We start from the raw sequence: 19,328 nt of genomic DNA on the forward strand, positions 1-19,328 counted from the left end.
GGGTTTACAGCGACCCAATGCTCACGGCTTCCCACGTCAATACCGGCACAGTGATGATGGATAATCTCAAAACGCTTTTGGTTCTTGCGCGCCATGACAATTCCTCGCAGGATTGAATGACGCGCGCGGGGTACACGGTGGCGAAAGGATTCACTCTCTTATACGAGGTCACGGCCTGGCCGTGCCATCAACGACTCCACGCCGATACCGTGCAGGCCACTCTCCCTCTCGGGTGCTGTCACACCAGTGCTGGTTACGGCCTTTGCCCCGCGCGCGTTCTTCAACTGTAGAGGGATCCCTGTTTGCTGCGCGACAGCGCAGCGTCGAAGACGCGGCGGGATCTCCCTCGCCACAAGGTATTCCAATTAATGATCAGTGTATTTTCAGTGCCCGGCGGTCTTGGAGAACAGCTGGATCACCACCACCCCCAACACAATCAGCGCCATCCCCAGCATCGCTGGCACGTCCAGTTTCTGCCCGTAGATGAACAACGCCGCCACGCTGACCATGACGATCCCAAGCCCGGCCCAGACCGCATAGGCCACGCCCACCGGTACGGTGCGCACCACCAGCGTCAGCATCCAGAACGCGGTGCCGTAGCCGACGATGACCAGCAGCAAGGGCAGGGGGGTGCTCAGGCCCTTGATCGCTTTCATCGAAACAGTGGCGATCACTTCGGCGCAGATGGCGATGGCCAGGTAGTAGTAGGCGTTCATGGGCGGTTCCTCTTTGACGGTGGCGTCTTTCGATGGGGCCATTCTAGAGACCGCCCAGATGCGGTAAAGTCATTACCTATCTGTAATAGAGATAGGTTGACCCATGAACGTACAGTGGAACCTGGAGCAATTGCGGCTGTTTGTCGGGGTCGCCGAGAAACGTTCGTTTTCCGCCGTGGCCCGGGACCAGCGCAAGGCGCAATCGGCCATCAGCAGCGCGATCGCCTTGCTGGAGGACGACTTGGGGGTGAGCCTGTTCGAGCGCAGCAGCGGGCGTCAGCCCAGGCTCACCGACGCGGGTGAAGCCCTGCTCGAAGAAGCCAGGGAAGTGCTGCGCCAGTGCGAGCGCCTCAACGGTCGGGCCCTGGCCTTGATGCGCGGGCAGGAAGCGTCGCTGCGCCTGGCCCAGGATGAAGCCATGCCCTATCAACCGGTCATCGACAGCCTGGCGGCCCTGGCCGAGCAATTTCCCACCCTCGAAGTGCAACTGGCCAGCGCTGCCCAGGGTGACGTGGCGCGCAAACTGGTGGAGCGGCGTGCCGACCTCGGCTTGCTGTTCTATCACGAGCAGATCCCTGAGGCGCTGGAGCGCCGGGTACTGGGCAGCGTCGAAATGGTCACGGTGTGCGGCCGGGGCCACCCCCTGGCGAACCATGCTTATGTGACCTGCCGGGAAATGGCCCGGCACCGCCAGTTGTTGATGGCGACCCAGTCCAGTGTCTATCCCGGCAGCGAGCAGGCCAGCCCGCAGGTCTGGCGGGCCGACAGTTTCTATGTGTTGGCCGAGTGGCTGAGGAGTGGCCTGGGCTGGGCCTGGCTGCCACGGCACGTGGTGCAATACCCGGCGTACCTGGGGGACATGGTCGAACTCAGCAGCGAATGGACCCCGCCGGCCCTGGTGGTGGAACTGGTCTGGCGCCGCGACGAACCCCTGGGGCCGGCGGCCCGTTGGCTGGCGGAACGTTTTGCCGTGCAGTTGCAGGCGATCGGCTGAAAAACCGATAAACTCCGCCGCCATGAACAGAACTCTCTATAGCGCGTTGTTTTATCTGGGGCTGCCACTGGTAGCGATTCGGCTGTGGTTGCGGGCCCGCAAGGCGCCAGCGTATGCCCGGCGCATCGGCGAGCGTTTTTCCTGGGGCCTGCCGACCCTGGTGCCGGGGGGGATCTGGGTGCATTCGGTGTCGGTGGGTGAGAGCATTGCCGCCGCGCCGATGATCCGCGCCTTGCTGCAACGTTATCCACAGCTGCCCATCACCGTCACCTGCATGACGCCCACCGGCTCGGAAAGGATCCAGGCGATGTTCGCCAGCGAGCCGCGCATTCAGCACTGTTATCTGCCTTACGACTTGCCCTGTGCCGCCAAGCGTTTTCTCGACCGGGTCCGCCCGGTCCTGGCGGTGATCATGGAAACCGAGCTGTGGCCCAATCACATTCACCAATGCGCCAGGCGCGGCGTTCCCGTGGCCCTGGCCAATGCGCGGTTGTCGGAGCGTTCGGCGCGGGGTTATGCACGCTTTCCCAAGCTCACCCGGCCCATGCTCGCCGAGATGAGCCTGTTCGCCGTGCAGACCGAGGCCGAAGCCGAGCGTTTTCGCCAATTGGGCGCCCGGGCGGAAACCGTCGAAGTCACCGGCTCGATCAAGTTCGACCTGACCATCGACCCGCAACTGCTCGAAGACGCCAGCGCCTTGCGCCGCCAGTGGCAAGCCACGGAGCGCCCGGTCTGGATCGCCGCCAGTACCCATGAAGGCGAGGACGAAGTGGTGCTGGCCGCCCACCGTCGGTTGCTCGATAGCTATCCCGATGCGTTGCTGATCCTGGTGCCGCGTCATCCCGAGCGTTTCGACGCCGTGCACCAGTTGTGCGAAAGCCAAGGCTTCGCCACGGTCCGGCGCTCCAGTGCACAACCGGTCACCGCCCAGACGTCAGTGTTGCTGGGCGACACCATGGGCGAACTGCTGTTTCTCTACGCATTGGCCGACAGCGCGTTTGTCGGTGGCAGCCTGGTGCCCAACGGTGGGCATAACCTGCTCGAACCGGCGGCCCTGGCGAAACCAGTGCTCAGTGGACCGCACCTGTTCAACTTCCTCGAAATCGCCGCGCAACTGCGCGCCGCCGGGGCGTTGCAGGAAGTCGACGATGCCCAGAGCCTGGCCTTGGCGGTGCAGCGTCTGTTCGAACTGCCCCGCGACGCCCAGCGCATGGCCGAGGCAGGGCTGAAGGTGATGCGCACCAACCAGGGCGCGTTGCAGCGGTTGCTGGAGGGGTTGGGGCGGTTGCTCGCTGGACGGTGATCGTTCCCACGCTTTGCGTGGGAATGCAGCCCGGGACGCTCTGCGTCCCTTTCAGAGCCGAACGCGGAGCGTCCGTGGAGGCATTCCCACGCAGAGCGTGGGAACGATCAGCATCAAGGCTATCGTCGTTATTGCGCCGGCCGCGAGCGCAACTGCTGCGCCGCTGCCTGGGCCAGGTCCGGCGGCAGGAAGTCGCGGTCGGGGTTGTAGTCGGGCTTGAGGTAGCGCGACAGGTCCTGCAGGTCCGCCGGGCTCAACGTCCCGGCCGCTTGCTTCAGACGCAGGTTGTCGAGGATGTAGTCGTAGCGGGCGTTGTTGTAGTTGCGCACCGAGGTGTACAGCTGGCGCTGGGCATCGAGCACATCGACGATGTTGCGAGTGCCCACCTGATAGCCGATTTCCGTGGCTTCCACCGCGCTCTGGTTGGAGATGATCGACTGGCGCCGGGCCTGGACCTGCTCCACATCGGTGTTCACCGCGCGGTGCAGGTTACGGGTGTTCTCCACCACCTGCCGGCGCAGGCCTTCGCGCTGCTGTTCGGTCTGGGTGAGCTGCGAGTAGGACTCGCGCACCTGGGAGCTTGTCAGCCCGCCGCTGAAAATCGGTATGTTCAATTGCAGGGCCAGCGTGCGTTGCTCTACGTCGCCGCTGTAGGCGCGACCGAATGCGTTCGGGTTGCTGAAGCCCAGGGCGTCGTTGTCACCTTTTTCATATCTCGCCACGGCGTCCAGGGTCGGCGCATGCCCGGCCTTGCGCTGGCGCAAAGTGTCTTCGGCGGCATCGACCGCGTAGTTGCTGGCCAGCAGGTTGAGGTTCTGCTTGGCCGCGGTATCGACCCAGGCCTTGGCGTCGTTCGGCGTCGGCGGCAGGATCGGCAGGGTGTGGACGATGCCCTGGAGCGAGTTGTACTGGCGGTTGGTCAGGGTGATCAGCGCTTCGAACGCGTCCTCGACCTGGCGCTGGGCGAGGATCCGGTTGGCGCGTGCGGTGTCGTAGCTGGCCTGGGATTGCAGCACGTCGGTCTTGTCCGACAGGCCGACGTCGAAGCGTTCGTTGGACTGGTCGAGCTGGCGCTTGAACGCGGCTTCCTCGGCCTTGGTCGAAGCCAGGTTGTCCTGGCTGCGCAGCACGTTGAAGTAGCTCTCGGCGCTTTGCAGGATCATGTTCTGCTCGGTGGCCGACAGTTGCAGTGCGGCCTGTTCATTCACCGACTTGGCGGCCTGGAACTGGAACCAGCGATCGGCACGGAACAAGGGTTGGGACAGCGTGGCCTGGTAGGAGCGGGCGCTGCGGTTGGCGACCGCGGCAGGCTGGTCGATATCGGTGCGCACATTGGCGACTTCCGCACCGCCGGACAGGTTCGGCAGCAACCCGGCACGGGCCTGGGGCACCACCTCCTTCTGGGCACCGTATTGGGCGCGGGCGGCCGCCAGGTCGGCGTTATTGTCCACCGCTTCCTGATAGACGCTCACCAGATCGGTTTTGGTGGTCAGGGGCGCTTCGGCAGCCCAGGCCATTCCATTGGACGCACAAGACACGGCGAGGGCCAGTGAAAGTTTGCGCAGCATGAGGCAATCCCTAATTCACGAATTGAGTGCGCACAAGAGGCGCGCGGCGTAGCGAGTGTAGTTGCGCCCGCGCACGGCAACAATCCTGTATATACGCCATTCATCACGCCTTTTGCCCGGGTGATGGCGTTCTGTGGTGGTTATGTCTAGACTGGCCGGGTTCTTGTCGGGGTGCCTTGCTATGAGGCTGAGATCGAATAATTTCGGATCCCGTTGAACCTGATCAGGTTAACGCCTGCGTAGGGAACAAGATTTCTCGTCACCTGGCGAGTCCTCTTGTGCTTCGTCCGGGATGTCGTTCGACCATTGAACGCACTCGAGCAGCAAGCACAGCGTCCGCACTTTCGTGCTGGGTGCGTCCATTCGTTACAGGTTCGCTCCGACAAAAATCCACTGCCTGGATGTGTGTCTGGAGAGCCCGTGATGACGACAAAAGCAAAAAACGCGACCAACCTCAGTGATTCGGCCAAGGTCGATGAGCAATCGGTCCAGCCCTTTACCCGCTCGCAAAAAATCTATGTCCAGGGCAGCCGCCCGGATATCCGCGTGCCCATGCGCGAAATCAGCCTCGACGTGACCCCCACCGACTTTGGCGGCGAGATCAACGCGCCGGTGGTGGTGTACGACACGTCGGGTCCGTACACCGACCCGAACGTGATCATCGATGTGCGCAAAGGCCTGGCCGACGTGCGCTCTTCGTGGATCGAAGCCCGTGGCGACACCGAACGCCTGGCGGGCCTGAGCTCCAACTTCGGTCAGGAACGCCTGGCCGACCCCGAGCTGACCAAGCTGCGCTTTGCCCACGTGAACAACCCGCGTCGTGCCAAGCCGGGCGCCAACGTCAGCCAGATGCACTACGCGCGCAAAGGCATCATCACCGCCGAGATGGAATACGTCGCCATCCGCGAAAACATGAAGCTGGAAGTGGCCCGCGCCGCCGGCCTGCTGGACCAGCAACACGCCGGCCACAGCTTCGGCGCCAGCGTGCCGAAAGTCATCACCCCGGAATTCGTGCGCGATGAAATCGCCCGCGGCCGCGCGATCATCCCGGCCAACATCAACCACACCGAACTGGAACCGATGATCATCGGCCGTAACTTCCTGGTGAAGATCAACGGCAACATCGGCAACAGCGCGCTGGGTTCGTCCATCGAAGAAGAAGTGGCGAAGCTGACCTGGGGCATCCGCTGGGGGTCGGACACGGTCATGGACCTGTCCACCGGCAAGCACATCCATGAAACCCGCGAGTGGATCATCCGCAACTCGCCGGTGCCGATCGGCACCGTGCCGATCTACCAGGCCCTGGAAAAAGTCGGCGGCGTGGCCGAAGACCTGACCTGGGAGCTGTTCCGCGACACGTTGATCGAGCAGGCCGAGCAGGGCGTCGACTATTTCACCATCCACGCCGGCGTGTTGCTGCGCTATGTGCCGATGACCGCCAAGCGTGTCACCGGCATCGTCAGCCGTGGCGGTTCGATCATGGCCAAGTGGTGCCTGGCGCACCATAAAGAAAACTTCCTCTACACCCACTTCGAAGACATCTGCGAAATCATGAAGGCCTACGACGTCAGCTTCTCGCTGGGCGATGGCCTGCGTCCGGGCTCGATTGCCGACGCCAACGACGAAGCGCAGTTCGGCGAGCTGGAAACCCTCGGCGAGCTGACCAAGATCGCCTGGAAGCACGATGTGCAATGCATGATCGAAGGCCCCGGCCACGTGCCGATGCAGTTGATCAAGGAGAACATGGACAAGCAGCTCGAGTGCTGCGACGAAGCGCCGTTCTACACCCTCGGCCCACTGACCACCGACATCGCGCCGGGTTACGATCACATCACTTCCGGCATCGGTGCGGCGATGATCGGCTGGTTCGGTTGCGCCATGCTCTGCTACGTCACGCCGAAGGAACACCTCGGCTTGCCGAACAAGGATGACGTGAAGACCGGGATCATCACCTACAAGATCGCCGCCCACGCGGCCGACCTTGCCAAGGGCCACCCGGGCGCGCAGATCCGTGACAACGCCTTGAGCAAGGCGCGTTTCGAGTTTCGCTGGGAAGACCAGTTCAACCTCGGCCTGGACCCGGACACGGCCCGTTCGTACCACGACGAAACCCTGCCGAAGGACTCGGCCAAGGTGGCGCATTTCTGCTCGATGTGCGGGCCGAAATTCTGCTCGATGAAAATCACCCAGGAAGTGCGCGAGTACGCCGCCAACCAGCGCATTGAAGCGGTGGATGTCGATGTCGCCCAAGGCTTGGCGGAGCAGGCGGAGCGGTTCAAGAAGGAAGGTAGTCAGCTTTACAAGAAAGTGTGATGTGAGCTGAGGGGGCGGTGTTTTCACTGCCCTCATCGCGAGCAAGCTCGCTCCCACAGGGGATCCACTGTGGACACAAAATCCGTGTGCACCTGTGATCCCTTGTGGGAGCGAGCTTGCTCGCGATAGTGGCTAAAAAACAACAAATATCCATCTGAGATAACACTCTTGAACATCCAACCCAGCACCTACTCCCCAGACACCGCCGTGCCCCTGGACAAACGCGTCTTCGGCGCCCGCGATCTGTTTTCCCTGTGGTTCTCCCTCGGCATCGGCCTGATGGTCTTGCAGGTCGGTGCCTTGCTCGCGCCGGGCCTGGGCCTGAGCGGTTCGTTGCTGGCCATCTTCCTCGGCACGCTGGTGGGCGTCCTGCTGCTGGCGGCGGTCGGGGTGATCGGCAGTGACACTGGCCTGTCGGCCATGGCCGCCCTCAAGCTCAGCCTCGGCACCCAGGGCGCGAGCGTGCCGGCGGTATTGAACTTGCTGCAATTGATCGGCTGGGGCTCGTTCGAAATCATCGTCATGCGCGATGCCGCCAGCCTGCTCGGTGCCCGAGCCTTCAGCGAAGGCAGCCTGGGTTCGAACCCGTTGCTGTGGACGCTGTTCTTCGGCGCCCTGGCGACCCTGCTTGCCGTGAGCGGGCCGTTGACCTTTGTGCGCAAGGTCCTGCGCAAATGGGGCATCTGGCTGCTGCTGGCGGCCTGCCTCTGGTTGACCTGGAACCTGTTTGCCAAGGCTGACCTGGCGGCGCTGTGGGCCCAGGCAGGCGATGGCTCGATGCCGCTGGCGGTGGGGTTCGACATCGCCATTGCCATGCCGCTGTCGTGGTTGCCGCTGATCGCCGACTACTCGCGTTTCGGCCAGCGCGCCAAAAACGTTTTCGGCGGCACTGCCGTGGGTTTCTTCATCGGTAATTTCTGGCTGATGAGTCTGGGCGTGGCCTACACCCTGGCCTTCGCGCCGAGCGGTGAAGTCAACGCGTTGCTGCTGGCCCTGGCCGGTGCCGGGCTGGGCATTCCGTTGTTGCTGATTCTGCTGGACGAGTCGGAAAACGCCTTCGCCGACATCCACTCGGCGGCAGTGTCCAGCGGCATGCTGTCGGGGTTGAAGGTCGAGCACCTGGCCTTGGCGATTGGCGTCATCTGCACCTTGATCGCCTGCTTCGCACCGTTGGCGCAATACCAGAACTTCCTGTTGCTGATCGGCTCGGTGTTCGCGCCGCTGTTCGGCGTGGTGCTGGTGGACCACTTCATCCTGCGCAAGCGCAGCAGCCAAGTGGTGTCAGCCGCGTTGCGCTGGCCGGCCCTGTTGGCCTGGCTGGGTGGAGTGAGCACTTATCACGTGCTGGCCAACCTCTATCCGGATGTCGGTGCAACCCTGCCGTCGCTGGTTCTGGCAGGGTTGCTGCAACTGCTGTTGGGTCGGGCTTTCAGCTACGGCCGGGGAACAGCTCGGGCTTGAGGATGCCATTGAGGCGGGGATAGGCGATCTTCAGTTCGATGTGACCCAGGGCGTACGGCGCGATGGTGCTCACTTCGTACTTGAGGATCACCCCGCCGTAGGTCAGCGCCACGTGCGGGGTTTTCTGGAAGGACCACTGTTTCAGGAACTCGGGCTCCTGATCCAGCTTGGTGCTGATCAGCCAACTGTTGTGGGCGACCTGGGCGGCTTTCCAGAAGGCTTCTTCCTGGCCTGGCAGCAGCATGTCCGACAGGGTCAGCACCTTGTGCTGCTGGCGCGAATAGTTGATGAAGCCGCGCCCTGGCGTGCCGTGGGCACCGCCGGTGTCCAGGTAGCTGGACAATTCGATGATCACCAGGCCGTCATGTTGCTCGCGTACCTTGGCCTGCAAATAGCTGCTGTTGCGCGGTGCGGCGTTGCGCAAAAACTGTTCGCGGTAGGCCGCCAGCGTCGGTGCCGCCGGGGCGTCCGGGGTGCGGGTCATTTGCAGCAGGCGTTTTTCGACGATGCCGTCCAAGGCAGGCTCGGTGGGAAAGTGCAGGGTATCGATGTTCACCAATGGGCAGTCGGCGCTGGCGCAGCCGGGTTGCAGTTGTTCCGAAGCGTCGCGGGTGGTCTCCAGCGGTGCGCGATAGTTGGGTTGGAACAGGCTTTGGCAAGCGCCCAGGGTCAGGGCAATGGCAGCCACGGAGGCGGTTTTGAAAAGCGACATGGGCGTCCTTCATGAAACACGGAAAGGCAAAAAGTTACCCGCTTCGACTGTCGGCAAGGCAATCAGTTCGCCACTAAGCTCATTAGAGTGATTTTCAGCGCAGCCGTCCATCCCGATCACCGGAAAGGGGCTGCATCAAAGGGTACGGGCGCGTTAGGATGGCGCGAAGCCGAGGTTGGAACCTCGTATTGATCCATTGCACACGAGGATTGTCATGACCGACTTCGCCAACGCCACACCGAACACCGTGGACATCGTCAAGCGTGAAACCTGCTTCAAGGGTTTCTATAAGCTCGACCGCCTCGTCTTGCGCCACGAGTTGTTTGCCGGTGGCATGAGCCGTGAGATCAGCCGTGAACTGTTCGTGCGCCATGACGCGGTGTGCGTGCTGCCCTACGACCCGCAGCGCGATGAAGTGGTGTTGATCGAGCAGTTTCGCGTGGGGGCCATTGGCAAGACCACCAACCCCTGGCTGGTGGAACTGGTGGCCGGCTTGATCGACAAGGATGAGCAACCGGAAGAAGTTGCTCATCGCGAAGCGCAGGAGGAAGCTGGGCTTGTCTTCGCTGCGCTTTGGCCGATGACTCAGTATTTTCCATCGCCAGGCGGCAGCAATGAGTTCGTACATTTGTTCTTGGGGCGTTGCGACAGCACGGGGGCAGGCGGCCTGCATGGCCTTCTGGAAGAGGCCGAGGACATTCGGGTGAAGGTCTGGGCCTACGAAGATGCCTTGCAAGCCGTGCGCGACGGGCGTATCTGCAACGCGGCCAGCATCATTGCCTTGCAATGGCTGGCCTTGAATCGCGATGAAGTGAGGGGGCTATGGTCCTGAACAAGCTGCGCGACCGCTATCGCGTCGATCTGGTGGGGTTGCAGGCCGCCTGCGAGGCCAATTACGCCCGCCTGATGCGCTTGTTGCCGGACATGCGCAACGACCCGTTGCCGCGCCGCATCGCCGTGACCCACGGCGACCAGATGCTCGGCGTGCTGGCCTTGGAAGTGCTGCAGACCTGTCCCTACACCACCACCTTGCAGGTGCGCCAGGAGCACAGCCTGCCCTGGTTGCCGGTGCCGCAGTTGGAAGTGCAGGTCTATCACGATGCGCGCATGGCCGAAGTCGTCAGCGCCGAACATGCACGACGCTTTCGTGGCATCTATCCTTATCCCAATGCCTCGATGCACCAGCCGGATGAAAAGGCCCAGTTGAACCTGTTCCTGGGCGAGTGGCTGAGTCATTGCCTGGCGCTGGGCCACGAGTTCGAAGTCGTTCGGTAGTTGTGAACCGGTTCCGGTTCGCGGGTTTCCCCTTTCGATCGTCCCCCAGCATAATTGCGGCTTCATGCAACGGCGTGATTGCGCCTGGGAGAAAGCGATTTGCCGAGCGTATCCAGCTTGACCACTGCCGACGCGGCGTTGTTGGTCCAACTGTCCGATAGCCATTTGTTCGCCGAGGCCGATGCCTCGTTGCTGGGCATGAATACCCGTGACAGTTTGCGGGCGGTCATCGACCTGGTGCTCGAGCAGCAGCCGGACATTGACCTGATGCTCGCCACGGGGGATCTGTCCCAGGACGGCACGCTGGAGTCCTACGCGGCGTTTCGGCAGTTGACTGCCCGAATCGATGCGCCGGCGCGGTGGATTCCCGGCAACCATGACGAGCCGCGGGTGATGCTCAAGGCGGCGGTCAAGAGTACGTTGCTCGATCCGGTGGTGGACATCGGCAATTGGCGGGTGACGATGCTGGACTCGGCCGTGCCGGGTTCGGTGCCGGGGTTTTTGGCCGAGGAGCAGTTGATTCTGTTGGCCAATGCGCTGAGCGAGGCGCCGGAGCGGCATCATCTGGTGTGTCTGCACCATCATCCTGTTTCGATTGGGTGTGCGTGGATGGAGCCGATTGGGTTGCGTAATCCGGAGGCGTTGTTTGCGGTGCTGGATCGGTTTCCACAGGTGCGGGCGGTACTCTGGGGGCATGTGCACCAGGAGGTCGATCGGGTGCGCGAGGGGGTTCGTTTGTTGGCTTCGCCTTCGACCTGTATTCAGTTTGAGCCTGGGAGTGAGGATTTTGCGGTGGGCTCGCAGGCGCCGGGGTATCGGTGGTTGCGGCTTTGGCCGGATGGGCGGTTGGAGACGGGGGTTGAGCGGGTGGTTGGGTTTGCTTTTACTCCGGACTATGAGTCCAACGGGTACTGAGTTCGGCCCAACTGTGGGAGCGAGCTTGCTCGCGATAGCGGCCTGGCAGCCGGCCATGCTCTTGTTGACTGCGTACATATCCATTGCTGCGGTAACGGCCACTTAGGGTTCCGCTCTTACAGCGGCTCACTTTTGAAAAGCGCAAAAGTAAGCAAAACGCTTTATGCCCCACCACTCGGTGCCTCGCCTAGGCTCGGCATGCCCTCACTCCGGCATTGCTCCGTGGGCCCGCCGCGAAGGGCCATCCATGGCCCAGCGCGGCTATCCCGGCATCCATGCCGGGATGCCCACTGCGCAATGCCTGCGTTCGGCCATCGTGGTTAACGGGGCGCCGAGATCAACGTCCGCCGCGAGGCGGCCTTATAGCCGGCCTGGTTCTTGATGGGGACCGCGTTTCCCCCGTGGGAGCGAGCCTGCTCGCGAAGGCGGCGGTACATTCAGCATTGATGCAAGCAGACCCACCGCTATCGCGAGCAAGCTCGGCTCCCACCGGGATCGGCGGTGGACACTGATCTTATAAACGACCAAAAACCTGTGTGGGAGCGAGCTTGCTCGCGATGGCGGCCTGGCAGCCGACCAAGCTTTGTGGGAATGGTCGGACGCCCTTCCTGGTTCAAGCAGATTTTTCCGACGAGCCCTGGCGGTTGCCGGGTGGGAAGGGCTGTCGCTAACCTTTTCCTGTCGCTGAAAATTCAGCGGCCAGGCCTGGAAACCTGAAAAAAAAAGGAGCTTTATTTCAATCCTAATGGAGCGCCAACATGTCTGAAGATAACTCTGGGCCAACAAAAAACGATTCCATTTCTCCCGAAGCCAGCCAGAATCCCCCGATACTTGATGAAGCCGCCAAGCGCGTTATCGACCACTATCTCGACCCCAAACCTCAAGCCAAAAAGAAAAAGCCCTCAGGTCAACTGTTCACCGTCGTGGACGGCGTCGACACCGAAAGCCTACTGGCCAACCTCAGCGAAACCCTGGCCTCAGCCGATGCCATGGTCAGCGACCTTGCATTCGACCTGAAAGGCTCGCGACGCCATGTTGCCCTTGGCATTCAGCAACTGATCGAGCTGGGCGCCTTGTTGGCGAATCGGATGCTGGACAACGTCAATACACAACCCTGACCACACCGCGCGCAAAAGCGAGCAAGCCCGCTCCCACTGGAGAAACGCGATCACCCTAAGCCAGGTCGGCTCTCAGGCCGCCTCGCGTCGGACGTTGATCTCGGCGCCCCGTTAACCACGCTGGCCGAACGCAGGCATTGTGGAGTGGGCATCCCGGCATGGATGCCGGGATAGCTGCGCTGGGCCATGGATGGCCCTTCGCAGCGGGCCCACGGAGCAATGCCGGAGTGAGGGCACACCGAGCCTAGGCGAGGTGCCGAGTGGTGGGGCATAAAGCGTTTTGCTTACTTTTGCGCTTTTCAAAAGTGAGCCGCTGTAAGAGCGGAACCATAAGCCGCCGTTACCGCAGCAATGGATATGTACCCCGTCCATAGGTTTAGGGGCTACTGCGTAGCCCAGCGGGAGCAAGCTCCCTCGCCACAAAGGCCAATGGGCGACTTGGGAACGGTGTTAAAACACCCAAACCCCTTCAATCTCCCTGTAAACTCCGGCCTTTGCCCCACACCCAGGGAGTCGGCAATGGCGGGTTCTATCCTTTATATCCACGGCTTCAACAGCGCCCCCGCGTCGACCAAAGCCAGTCAGTTGATCAAAGTAATGGCGCAATTGGGCCTGAGCGGCCACCTACAAGTCCCAGCCCTGCACCACCACCCCCGCCAAGCCATCGGTCAGCTGGAACAGGCGATTGCACAACTGGGGCGGCCGCTGCTAGTCGGCAGCTCGCTCGGCGGCTACTATGCGACTCACTTGGCCGAGCGCCACGGCCTCAAGGCCCTGTTGGTCAACCCGGCCGTCAGCCCGCATCGGATGTTCGACGGTTACCTGGGTACGCAGAAGAACTTGTATACCGACGAAACCTGGGAATTGACCCACGACCACGTGACGGCCCTGGCCGAGCTGGAAGTGCCGGCGCCCCGGGATCCGCAGCGGTATCAGGTATGGTTGCAAACCGGTGACGAAACGCTGGATTATCGCCACGCCCAGCAGTATTACCGCGCCTGTGCCTTGCGCATCCAGGCCGGCGGCGACCACAGTTTCCAAGGGTTTGCCCAGCAGTTGCCGGCGCTGTTGAGTTTTGCCGGCATTGGTGCCGATTTGTACCAGGCGATCGACTTCACCTCGTTGTGAGCCATCGCCCCTTTTTCATTGAACACTGACGACGAGACCCCATGGCCACTCCCAGCGCTAGCTCTTATAACGCAGACGCCATCGAAGTCCTCTCGGGCCTCGACCCGGTGCGCAAGCGCCCCGGCATGTACACCGACACCAGTCGGCCGAACCACCTCGCCCAGGAAGTCATCGACAACAGTGTCGACGAAGCCTTGGCCGGGCATGCGAAGTCGGTGCAGGTCATCCTGCACGCCGATCACTCGCTGGAAGTCAGCGATGACGGTCGCGGCATGCCGGTGGACATACACCCGGAAGAGGGTGTGTCGGGCGTCGAGCTGATCCTCACCAAGCTCCACGCCGGCGGCAAGTTTTCCAACAAGAACTACCAGTTCTCCGGCGGTTTGCACGGGGTGGGTATTTCCGTGGTCAACGCCTTGTCGACCCAGGTGCGGGTGCGGGTCAAGCGTGACGGCAACGAATACCAGATGACCTTCGCCGACGGCTACAAGGCCACCGAGCTGGAAGTGGTCGGCACCGTCGGCAAGCGCAACACCGGGACCAGTGTGTATTTCGCCCCGGACCCGAAGTACTTCGATTCGCCGAAATTCTCCGTGACCCGCCTCAAGCACGTGCTCAAGGCCAAGGCCGTGTTGTGCCCGGGGCTGCTGGTCAGTTTCGAGGACAAGGCCACCGGCGAGAAAGTCGAGTGGCATTACGAAGACGGCCTGCGCTCTTACCTGGTGGACGCGGTCAACGATTTCGAGCGCCTGCCCAACGAGCCGTTCTGCGGCAGCCTGGCCGGTAACAAGGAAGCGGTGGACTGGGCGCTGCTGTGGCTGCCCGAAGGTGGCGAAAGCGTCCAGGAAAGCTACGTCAACCTGATCCCTACGGCCCAGGGCGGTACCCACGTCAACGGCTTGCGCCAGGGCCTGCTCGATGCCATGCGCGAGTTCTGCGAGTTCCGCAACCTGCTGCCCCGTGGCGTGAAGCTGGCGCCGGAAGACGTTTGGGAACGCATCGCCTTTGTCCTGTCGATGAAGATGCAGGAACCGCAATTCTCCGGCCAGACCAAGGAACGCCTGTCGTCCCGTGAGGCGGCGGCGTTTGTTTCCGGGGTGGTCAAGGATGCGTTCAGCCTGTGGCTCAATGCCAACCCGGAAACCGGCCTGGCCCTGGCGGAGCTGGCGATCAATAACGCCGGCCGTCGTCTCAAGGCCAGCAAGAAGGTCGAGCGCAAGCGCATCACCCAGGGGCCGGCCTTGCCGGGCAAACTGGCCGATTGCGCCGGGCAGGACCCGATGCGTTCCGAGCTGTTCCTGGTGGAAGGTGACTCCGCCGGTGGTTCGGCCAAACAGGCGCGGGATAAAGAGTTCCAGGCCATCCTGCCGTTGCGGGGCAAGATCCTCAACACCTGGGAAGTGGACGGCAGCGAAGTGCTGGCCAGTCAGGAAGTGCATAACATCGCCGTCGCCATCGGCGTCGACCCGGGCGCCGAGGACATGAGCCAGCTGCGCTACGGCAAGATCTGTATCCTGGCCGACGCCGACTCCGACGGCCTGCACATCGCCACGTTGCTCTGCGCCTTGTTCGTCCAGCATTTCCGCCCGTTGGTGGACGCCGGTCACGTCTACGTGGCAATGCCGCCGCTGTACCGCATCGACCTGGGCAAGGAAATCTACTACGCCCTGGACGAGGCCGAGCGCGACGGTATCCTCGATCGCCTGGTGGCGGAGAAGAAACGTGGCAAGCCGCAGGTCACCCGATTCAAGGGCCTGGGCGAGATGAACCCGCCGCAGTTGCGCGAAACCACCATGGATCCGAACACTCGCCGCCTGGTGCAGTTGACCCTGGATGATTTCGAAGCGACCTCGGAAATGATGGACATGTTGCTGGCGAAGAAGCGCGCCGGCGACCGCAAGTCCTGGCTCGAATCCAAAGGGGACCTGGCCGAGGTGCTGGCCTGATGCGCAACGGTTTCGCCCTGGCGTTGTGGCTGTGGGCGGGGGCGGTAGTCGCAGGACCTGCGCCAGAACTGAAGCTGCTGTCCGAGCACGCCGTCGATGGCATGCGCGGCGGCAACCTGTCCGGGCTGGCGCTGTGCGGCGGCGAGATGTGGACGGTGTCCGATCGCGACGACGACCGAATCTATCGCCTCGCACCCTCCGAGGCGCCGGTCTGGCAGGCCGAGGTGGTTGAAATCGAGGTGCCGAAGGTGCCGGACAGCGGTTTGCCCTGGGGCTTGAGCTCGCGGACCTGGGCGGCGTCGTTCCTGCGCGGTGGCGAGCTGGATTTCGAAGGCATCAGCTGTGACAGCGCCGGCAACCGTTATGTGGTCAGTGAGTCCCATGCCGCGGTATTGCAGGTGCCGCCGTCGGGCCCCGCGTCCTGGTTGAAAATCGCCCCCACCCTGATCCGCCAGGCCCGCGCCAGCGGCATGTTGCTGCATTTCAATGCGTTGTTCGAAGGCTTGGCGATCAACCCGGCCGGTGACCAGCTGTGGTTGGCGGCCGAGCGCGAACGTCGCGGCCTGCTGCTGATCAAGCGTCAGCAGACGGTGTGGGACTGCGATGGCAATTGCGTGTTGCTGAGCGAAGCCGGGCGGGAGATGCAGCCGGCGCAGTTCCCCAAGGCCAAGGCGGTTCCGCGGGATTTCGCGGACCTGTCATTGTTCAATGGCAAGCTGTTTACCCTGGAGCGCAACGCCTATCAGATCTGCCGGCGTGACCCGCAGACCGCCCAGGTCGAGCGTTGCTGGTCGTTCGCCGCCGAGGCGTTGCAGGATAACCGCCGTTATCCCCAGGCCTACGGGCTGGCCGAAGCGCTGGTGGTGGATGCCGAGGGGGCTTGGATCGGCCTGGACAACAACGATGGCAAGCGGGCCGATGGTGAACAGCGGCCAATCGTCTGGCGCTTCGCCGCGCCCGAGGGTGGCTGGAGTGCCTCGCCGTGAGCCAACAGGTGCCGGGCAAGCGCGCCGGCCGGGTGCTGATGATCCTGGCCTGGTGCGCCGCGCTGTTTCTGGCGACGCGGTTTTTTGCCCAATGGGAGCAGCGCCAGCAAAACCCCAATACCCAGGTGTATTCGCAAAAAGGTGAAGGTTTTATCGAGGTGAAGCTGGTCGGCAATCAACAGGGGCATTTCGTCGCCAGCGGCCAGATCAACGGCCAGCCGGTGGACTTCATGCTCGACACCGGTGCCACTGACGTGGCGATCCCGGTGGAGCTGGCCGAGCGCCTCAAACTGGAAAAAGGGTTCGGCGTGACCTTGAGCACCGCCAACGGTGTGAGCGAGGGCTACCGTACCCGCGTCGACCGGCTGCAATTGGGCGACATCGTCTTGCGCGATGTCCGTGCCCTGGTGGCGCCCGGCCTGGGTGGCACGCAAGTGCTGCTGGGCATGAGCGCCTTGAACAAACTTGAATTTACCCAGCGCGACGGCACCATGCTGCTGCGCCAGACAACGAACTGATGAGGCCCGCATGAGCGACATTCTTGCAGACAGCTTAGACGGCGTAGAACGCCGATCGCTGGCTGACTTCACCGAAAATGCCTACCTCAACTACTCCATGTACGTGATCATGGACCGTGCCTTGCCGCACATCGGCGACGGTTTGAAGCCGGTTCAGCGGCGGATCATCTATGCCATGAGTGAGCTGGGGCTGGATGCGGATTCCAAGCACAAGAAATCGGCGCGTACCGTCGGTGACGTGCTCGGCAAGTTCCACCCCCACGGCGACTCGGCCTGCTATGAGGCCATGGTGCTGATGGCCCAGCCGTTCAGCTATCGCTACACGCTGGTGGACGGCCAGGGTAACTGGGGTGCGCCGGACGATCCCAAGTCCTTCGCAGCCATGCGTTACACCGAGGCGCGGCTGTCGCGCTACTCCGAGGTGCTGCTCAGCGAGCTGGGCCAGGGCACCGCGGATTGGGGGCCGAACTTCGACGGCACCCTCGACGAACCCCTGGTTCTGCCAGCACGTTTGCCCAATATCCTCCTCAATGGCACCACCGGTATCGCCGTGGGCATGGCCACCGACGTGCCGCCCCACAACCTGCGGGAAGTGGCCACGGCGTGCGTGCGTCTGCTGGACGAGCCAAAAGCCACGGTGGAACAGCTCTGCGAGCATATCCAGGGGCCGGACTATCCGACCGAAGCCGAAATCATCACCCCGCGCGCCGACCTGGTGAAGATCTACGAGACCGGTCGCGGTTCGGTGCGCATGCGCGCCGTTTACCACATCGAAGACGGCGACATCATTGTCACGGCGCTGCCGCATCAGGTCTCCGGGGCCAAGGTCCTGGAGCAGATTGCCGCGATGATGCAGGCAAAACCGTCGAAGGCGCCGCAAGTGGCGGACCTGCGCGACGAGTCTGACCATGAAAACCCATGCCGCATCGTGATCATCCCGGTCAACAGCCGGGTCGACCACGACGCGCTGATGCAGCACCTGTTCGCCAGCACCGACCTGGAGTCCAGCTACCGGGTCAACATCAACATCATCGGCCTGGACGGCAAGCCGCAGTTGAAAAACCTGCGGGCATTGCTGGTGGAATGGCTGGAGTTCCGGGTCAAGACCGTGCGCCGGCGCCTGCAATTCCGCCTGGACAAGGTCGAGCGCCGCCTGCACCTGTTGGACGGCTTGCTGATTGCCTACCTCAACCTGGATGAAGTGATTCACATCATCCGCACCGAGGAGCACCCCAAGGCCAGCTTGATCGCCCGCTTTGACCTGAGCGAAATCCAGGCCGACTACATCCTCGACACCCGCCTGCGGCAGTTGGCGCGCTTGGAAGAAATGAAGCTGCGCGCCGAGCAGGATGAATTGCTCAAGGAACAGGCCAAGTTGCAAGCCTTGCTGGGCAGTGAAGCCAAGCTCAAGAAGCTGGTACGCACCGAGCTGCTCAAGGACGCCGAAACCTATGGCGATGACCGTCGCTCGCCGATCGTCGAGCGTGCCGAAGCCAAGGCCCTGACTGAGCACGATCTGCTGCCGAACGAAAAAGTCACCGTCGTGCTGTCGGAAAAAGGTTGGGTACGTTCCGCCAAGGGTCATGATATTGATGCGACGGGGCTTTCCTACAAGGCCGGGGACGGTTTCAAGGCCTTGGCGGCCGGGCGTTCCAACCAGTTTGCGGTGTTCGTCGACTCTACCGGGCGCAGCTATTCGGTGCCGGCGCATACCTTGCCGTCGGCTCGCGGCCAGGGCGAGCCGCTGACCGGTCGATTAACGCCTCCACCGGGTGCAACTTTTGAATGTGTGCTGATGCCTGATGATGATGGACTGTACGTCATTGCGTCGGACGCGGGTTACGGGTTCGTGGTCAAGGGCGAGGACCTGCAAGCCAAGAACAAGGCGGGCAAGGCGTTGTTGAGCCTGCCGAACAACGCCAAGGTGATTGCGCCGCGTCCGGTGGCCGATCGAGAGAGCAACTGGCTGGCGTCGGTGACCACCGAAGGTCGCTTGCTGGTGTTCAAGATCAGCGACTTGCCGCAGTTGGGCAAAGGCAAGGGCAACAAGATTATCGGTATTTCCGGTGAACGGGTCGCCAGCCGTGAGGAATATGTCACGGATATTGCAGTGTTGCCGGAGGGCGCCACGCTTGTGCTACAGGCCGGAAAGCGTACGCTTTCGTTGAAGGCGGACGATCTGGAGCACTACAAGGGTGAACGCGGTCGGCGGGGTAACAAGCTTCCGAGGGGATTTCAGCGGGTCGATGCGCTGCTCGTCGAAAACCTCAATTAGGCGTAGTAGAGGGCTCGGTCTGCGATTAAATGCCGCAGATCGGTGCTTTCGCGCTGGAGTCGGCGCGCATATTCACGGATGATAGGCCCTTTCAAGCGCC

The 19,328-nt window shown here is 62.5% G+C and carries 16 protein-coding genes and 1 riboswitch; of the genes, 13 read left to right on the forward strand and 3 right to left on the reverse strand.

Going from position 1 to position 19,328, the window contains the following annotated elements; genetic code table 11:
• Positions 1-383: 383 nt before the first annotated feature.
• On the reverse strand, positions 384-716 hold the full coding sequence (locus BM321_RS18345) for a DMT family transporter (protein WP_003197153.1): 333 nt from the start codon (positions 714-716) through the stop codon (positions 384-386).
• A gap of 103 nt (positions 717-819) precedes the next feature.
• On the opposite strand from BM321_RS18345, the gene BM321_RS18350 reads away from it, so the two are divergent.
• Positions 820-1,710, forward strand: coding sequence for a LysR family transcriptional regulator (locus tag BM321_RS18350; protein ID WP_092443839.1), 891 nt, complete (start codon positions 820-822; stop codon positions 1,708-1,710).
• 22 nt (positions 1,711-1,732) lie between these two features.
• Positions 1,733-3,013: a lipid IV(A) 3-deoxy-D-manno-octulosonic acid transferase gene (gene waaA, locus BM321_RS18355; protein WP_092443841.1), complete on the forward strand. Its 1,281-nt coding sequence runs from the start codon at positions 1,733-1,735 to the stop codon at positions 3,011-3,013.
• Between the two features lie 128 nt (positions 3,014-3,141).
• Here waaA and BM321_RS18365 read toward each other — a convergent pair whose 3' ends face one another.
• Entirely contained in the window at positions 3,142-4,581 is a 1,440-nt protein-coding gene (locus BM321_RS18365; RefSeq protein ID WP_092253037.1) for a TolC family outer membrane protein, read from the reverse strand.
• Positions 4,582-4,738: 157 nt separating this feature from the next.
• A riboswitch (TPP riboswitch) is annotated at positions 4,739-4,844 on the forward strand.
• Positions 4,845-5,004: 160 nt separating this feature from the next.
• Between BM321_RS18365 and thiC the strand changes: the two genes are divergently transcribed.
• On the forward strand, positions 5,005-6,894 hold the full coding sequence (gene thiC, locus BM321_RS18370; protein WP_092443845.1) for a phosphomethylpyrimidine synthase ThiC: 1,890 nt from the start codon (positions 5,005-5,007) through the stop codon (positions 6,892-6,894).
• Positions 6,895-7,062: 168 nt separating this feature from the next.
• Positions 7,063-8,355, forward strand: coding sequence for a putative hydroxymethylpyrimidine transporter CytX (cytX, locus tag BM321_RS18375; RefSeq protein WP_092443847.1), 1,293 nt, complete (start codon positions 7,063-7,065; stop codon positions 8,353-8,355).
• Here cytX and BM321_RS18380 read toward each other — a convergent pair.
• Positions 8,324-9,067 carry a DUF3298 domain-containing protein gene (locus BM321_RS18380; protein ID WP_092253031.1) on the reverse strand — a complete coding sequence of 248 codons (744 nt, stop codon included), beginning with the start codon at positions 9,065-9,067 and terminating at the stop codon, positions 8,324-8,326. The genes cytX and BM321_RS18380 overlap by 32 nt on opposite strands.
• Positions 9,068-9,281: 214 nt before the next feature.
• Between BM321_RS18380 and BM321_RS18385 the strand changes: the two genes are divergently transcribed.
• The 9 genes from BM321_RS18385 (at position 9,282) to parC (ending at position 19,228) form a co-directional block, all read left to right on the forward strand.
• Positions 9,282-9,899, forward strand: coding sequence for an NUDIX domain-containing protein (locus tag BM321_RS18385; protein WP_072407133.1), 618 nt, complete (start codon positions 9,282-9,284; stop codon positions 9,897-9,899).
• A complete protein-coding gene (locus BM321_RS18390; protein ID WP_024618006.1) occupies positions 9,890-10,342 on the forward strand; it encodes a DUF1249 domain-containing protein in 453 nt (150 codons plus the stop codon). Before BM321_RS18385 ends, BM321_RS18390 begins: the two co-directional genes overlap by 10 nt.
• A gap of 99 nt (positions 10,343-10,441) precedes the next feature.
• On the forward strand, positions 10,442-11,257 hold the full coding sequence (gene cpdA / locus BM321_RS18395) for a 3',5'-cyclic-AMP phosphodiesterase (RefSeq protein WP_092443961.1): 816 nt from the start codon (positions 10,442-10,444) through the stop codon (positions 11,255-11,257).
• Between the two features lie 758 nt (positions 11,258-12,015).
• Entirely contained in the window at positions 12,016-12,375 is a 360-nt protein-coding gene (locus BM321_RS18400; protein WP_092443849.1) for a DUF6124 family protein, read from the forward strand.
• A gap of 519 nt (positions 12,376-12,894) precedes the next feature.
• The gene (locus BM321_RS18405; RefSeq protein ID WP_092443851.1) at positions 12,895-13,503 is read left to right on the forward strand and encodes a YqiA/YcfP family alpha/beta fold hydrolase; all 609 of its coding nucleotides are present in this window, start codon (positions 12,895-12,897) and stop codon (positions 13,501-13,503) included.
• Between the two features lie 41 nt (positions 13,504-13,544).
• Entirely contained in the window at positions 13,545-15,449 is a 1,905-nt protein-coding gene (parE, locus tag BM321_RS18410; protein WP_092205339.1) for a DNA topoisomerase IV subunit B, read from the forward strand.
• A complete protein-coding gene (locus BM321_RS18415) occupies positions 15,449-16,435 on the forward strand; it encodes an esterase-like activity of phytase family protein (RefSeq protein WP_092443853.1) in 987 nt (328 codons plus the stop codon). Before parE ends, BM321_RS18415 begins: the two co-directional genes overlap by 1 nt.
• A complete protein-coding gene (locus BM321_RS18420) occupies positions 16,432-16,953 on the forward strand; it encodes a retropepsin-like aspartic protease family protein (RefSeq protein ID WP_092443856.1) in 522 nt (173 codons plus the stop codon). The genes BM321_RS18415 and BM321_RS18420 overlap by 4 nt, the downstream gene beginning before the upstream one ends.
• Positions 16,954-16,963: 10 nt before the next feature.
• The gene (gene parC / locus BM321_RS18425; protein WP_092334359.1) at positions 16,964-19,228 is read left to right on the forward strand and encodes a DNA topoisomerase IV subunit A; all 2,265 of its coding nucleotides are present in this window, start codon (positions 16,964-16,966) and stop codon (positions 19,226-19,228) included.
• The last annotated feature ends 100 nt before the right edge of the window (positions 19,229-19,328 follow it).

This window comes from Pseudomonas sp. NFIX10 (assembly GCF_900111955.1).
In the GTDB taxonomy this organism is placed as follows: Bacteria; Pseudomonadota; Gammaproteobacteria; order Pseudomonadales; family Pseudomonadaceae; genus Aquipseudomonas; species Aquipseudomonas fluorescens_AA.

Coding starts and splice junctions, on each gene's coding strand:
- waaA (WP_092443841.1), top strand. CDS start 1,733: ATGAACAGAACTCTCTATAGCGCGTTGTTTTATCTGGGGCTGCCACTG.
- BM321_RS18345 (WP_003197153.1), bottom strand. CDS start 716: ATGAACGCCTACTACTACCTGGCCATCGCCATCTGCGCCGAAGTGATC.
- BM321_RS18390 (WP_024618006.1), top strand. CDS start 9,890: ATGGTCCTGAACAAGCTGCGCGACCGCTATCGCGTCGATCTGGTGGGG.
- BM321_RS18365 (WP_092253037.1), bottom strand. CDS start 4,581: ATGCTGCGCAAACTTTCACTGGCCCTCGCCGTGTCTTGTGCGTCCAAT.
- BM321_RS18415 (WP_092443853.1), top strand. CDS start 15,449: ATGCGCAACGGTTTCGCCCTGGCGTTGTGGCTGTGGGCGGGGGCGGTA.
- parE (WP_092205339.1), top strand. CDS start 13,545: ATGGCCACTCCCAGCGCTAGCTCTTATAACGCAGACGCCATCGAAGTC.
- thiC (WP_092443845.1), top strand. CDS start 5,005: ATGACGACAAAAGCAAAAAACGCGACCAACCTCAGTGATTCGGCCAAG.
- BM321_RS18380 (WP_092253031.1), bottom strand. CDS start 9,067: ATGTCGCTTTTCAAAACCGCCTCCGTGGCTGCCATTGCCCTGACCCTG.
- BM321_RS18400 (WP_092443849.1), top strand. CDS start 12,016: ATGTCTGAAGATAACTCTGGGCCAACAAAAAACGATTCCATTTCTCCC.
- BM321_RS18405 (WP_092443851.1), top strand. CDS start 12,895: ATGGCGGGTTCTATCCTTTATATCCACGGCTTCAACAGCGCCCCCGCG.
- BM321_RS18385 (WP_072407133.1), top strand. CDS start 9,282: ATGACCGACTTCGCCAACGCCACACCGAACACCGTGGACATCGTCAAG.
- BM321_RS18350 (WP_092443839.1), top strand. CDS start 820: ATGAACGTACAGTGGAACCTGGAGCAATTGCGGCTGTTTGTCGGGGTC.
- parC (WP_092334359.1), top strand. CDS start 16,964: ATGAGCGACATTCTTGCAGACAGCTTAGACGGCGTAGAACGCCGATCG.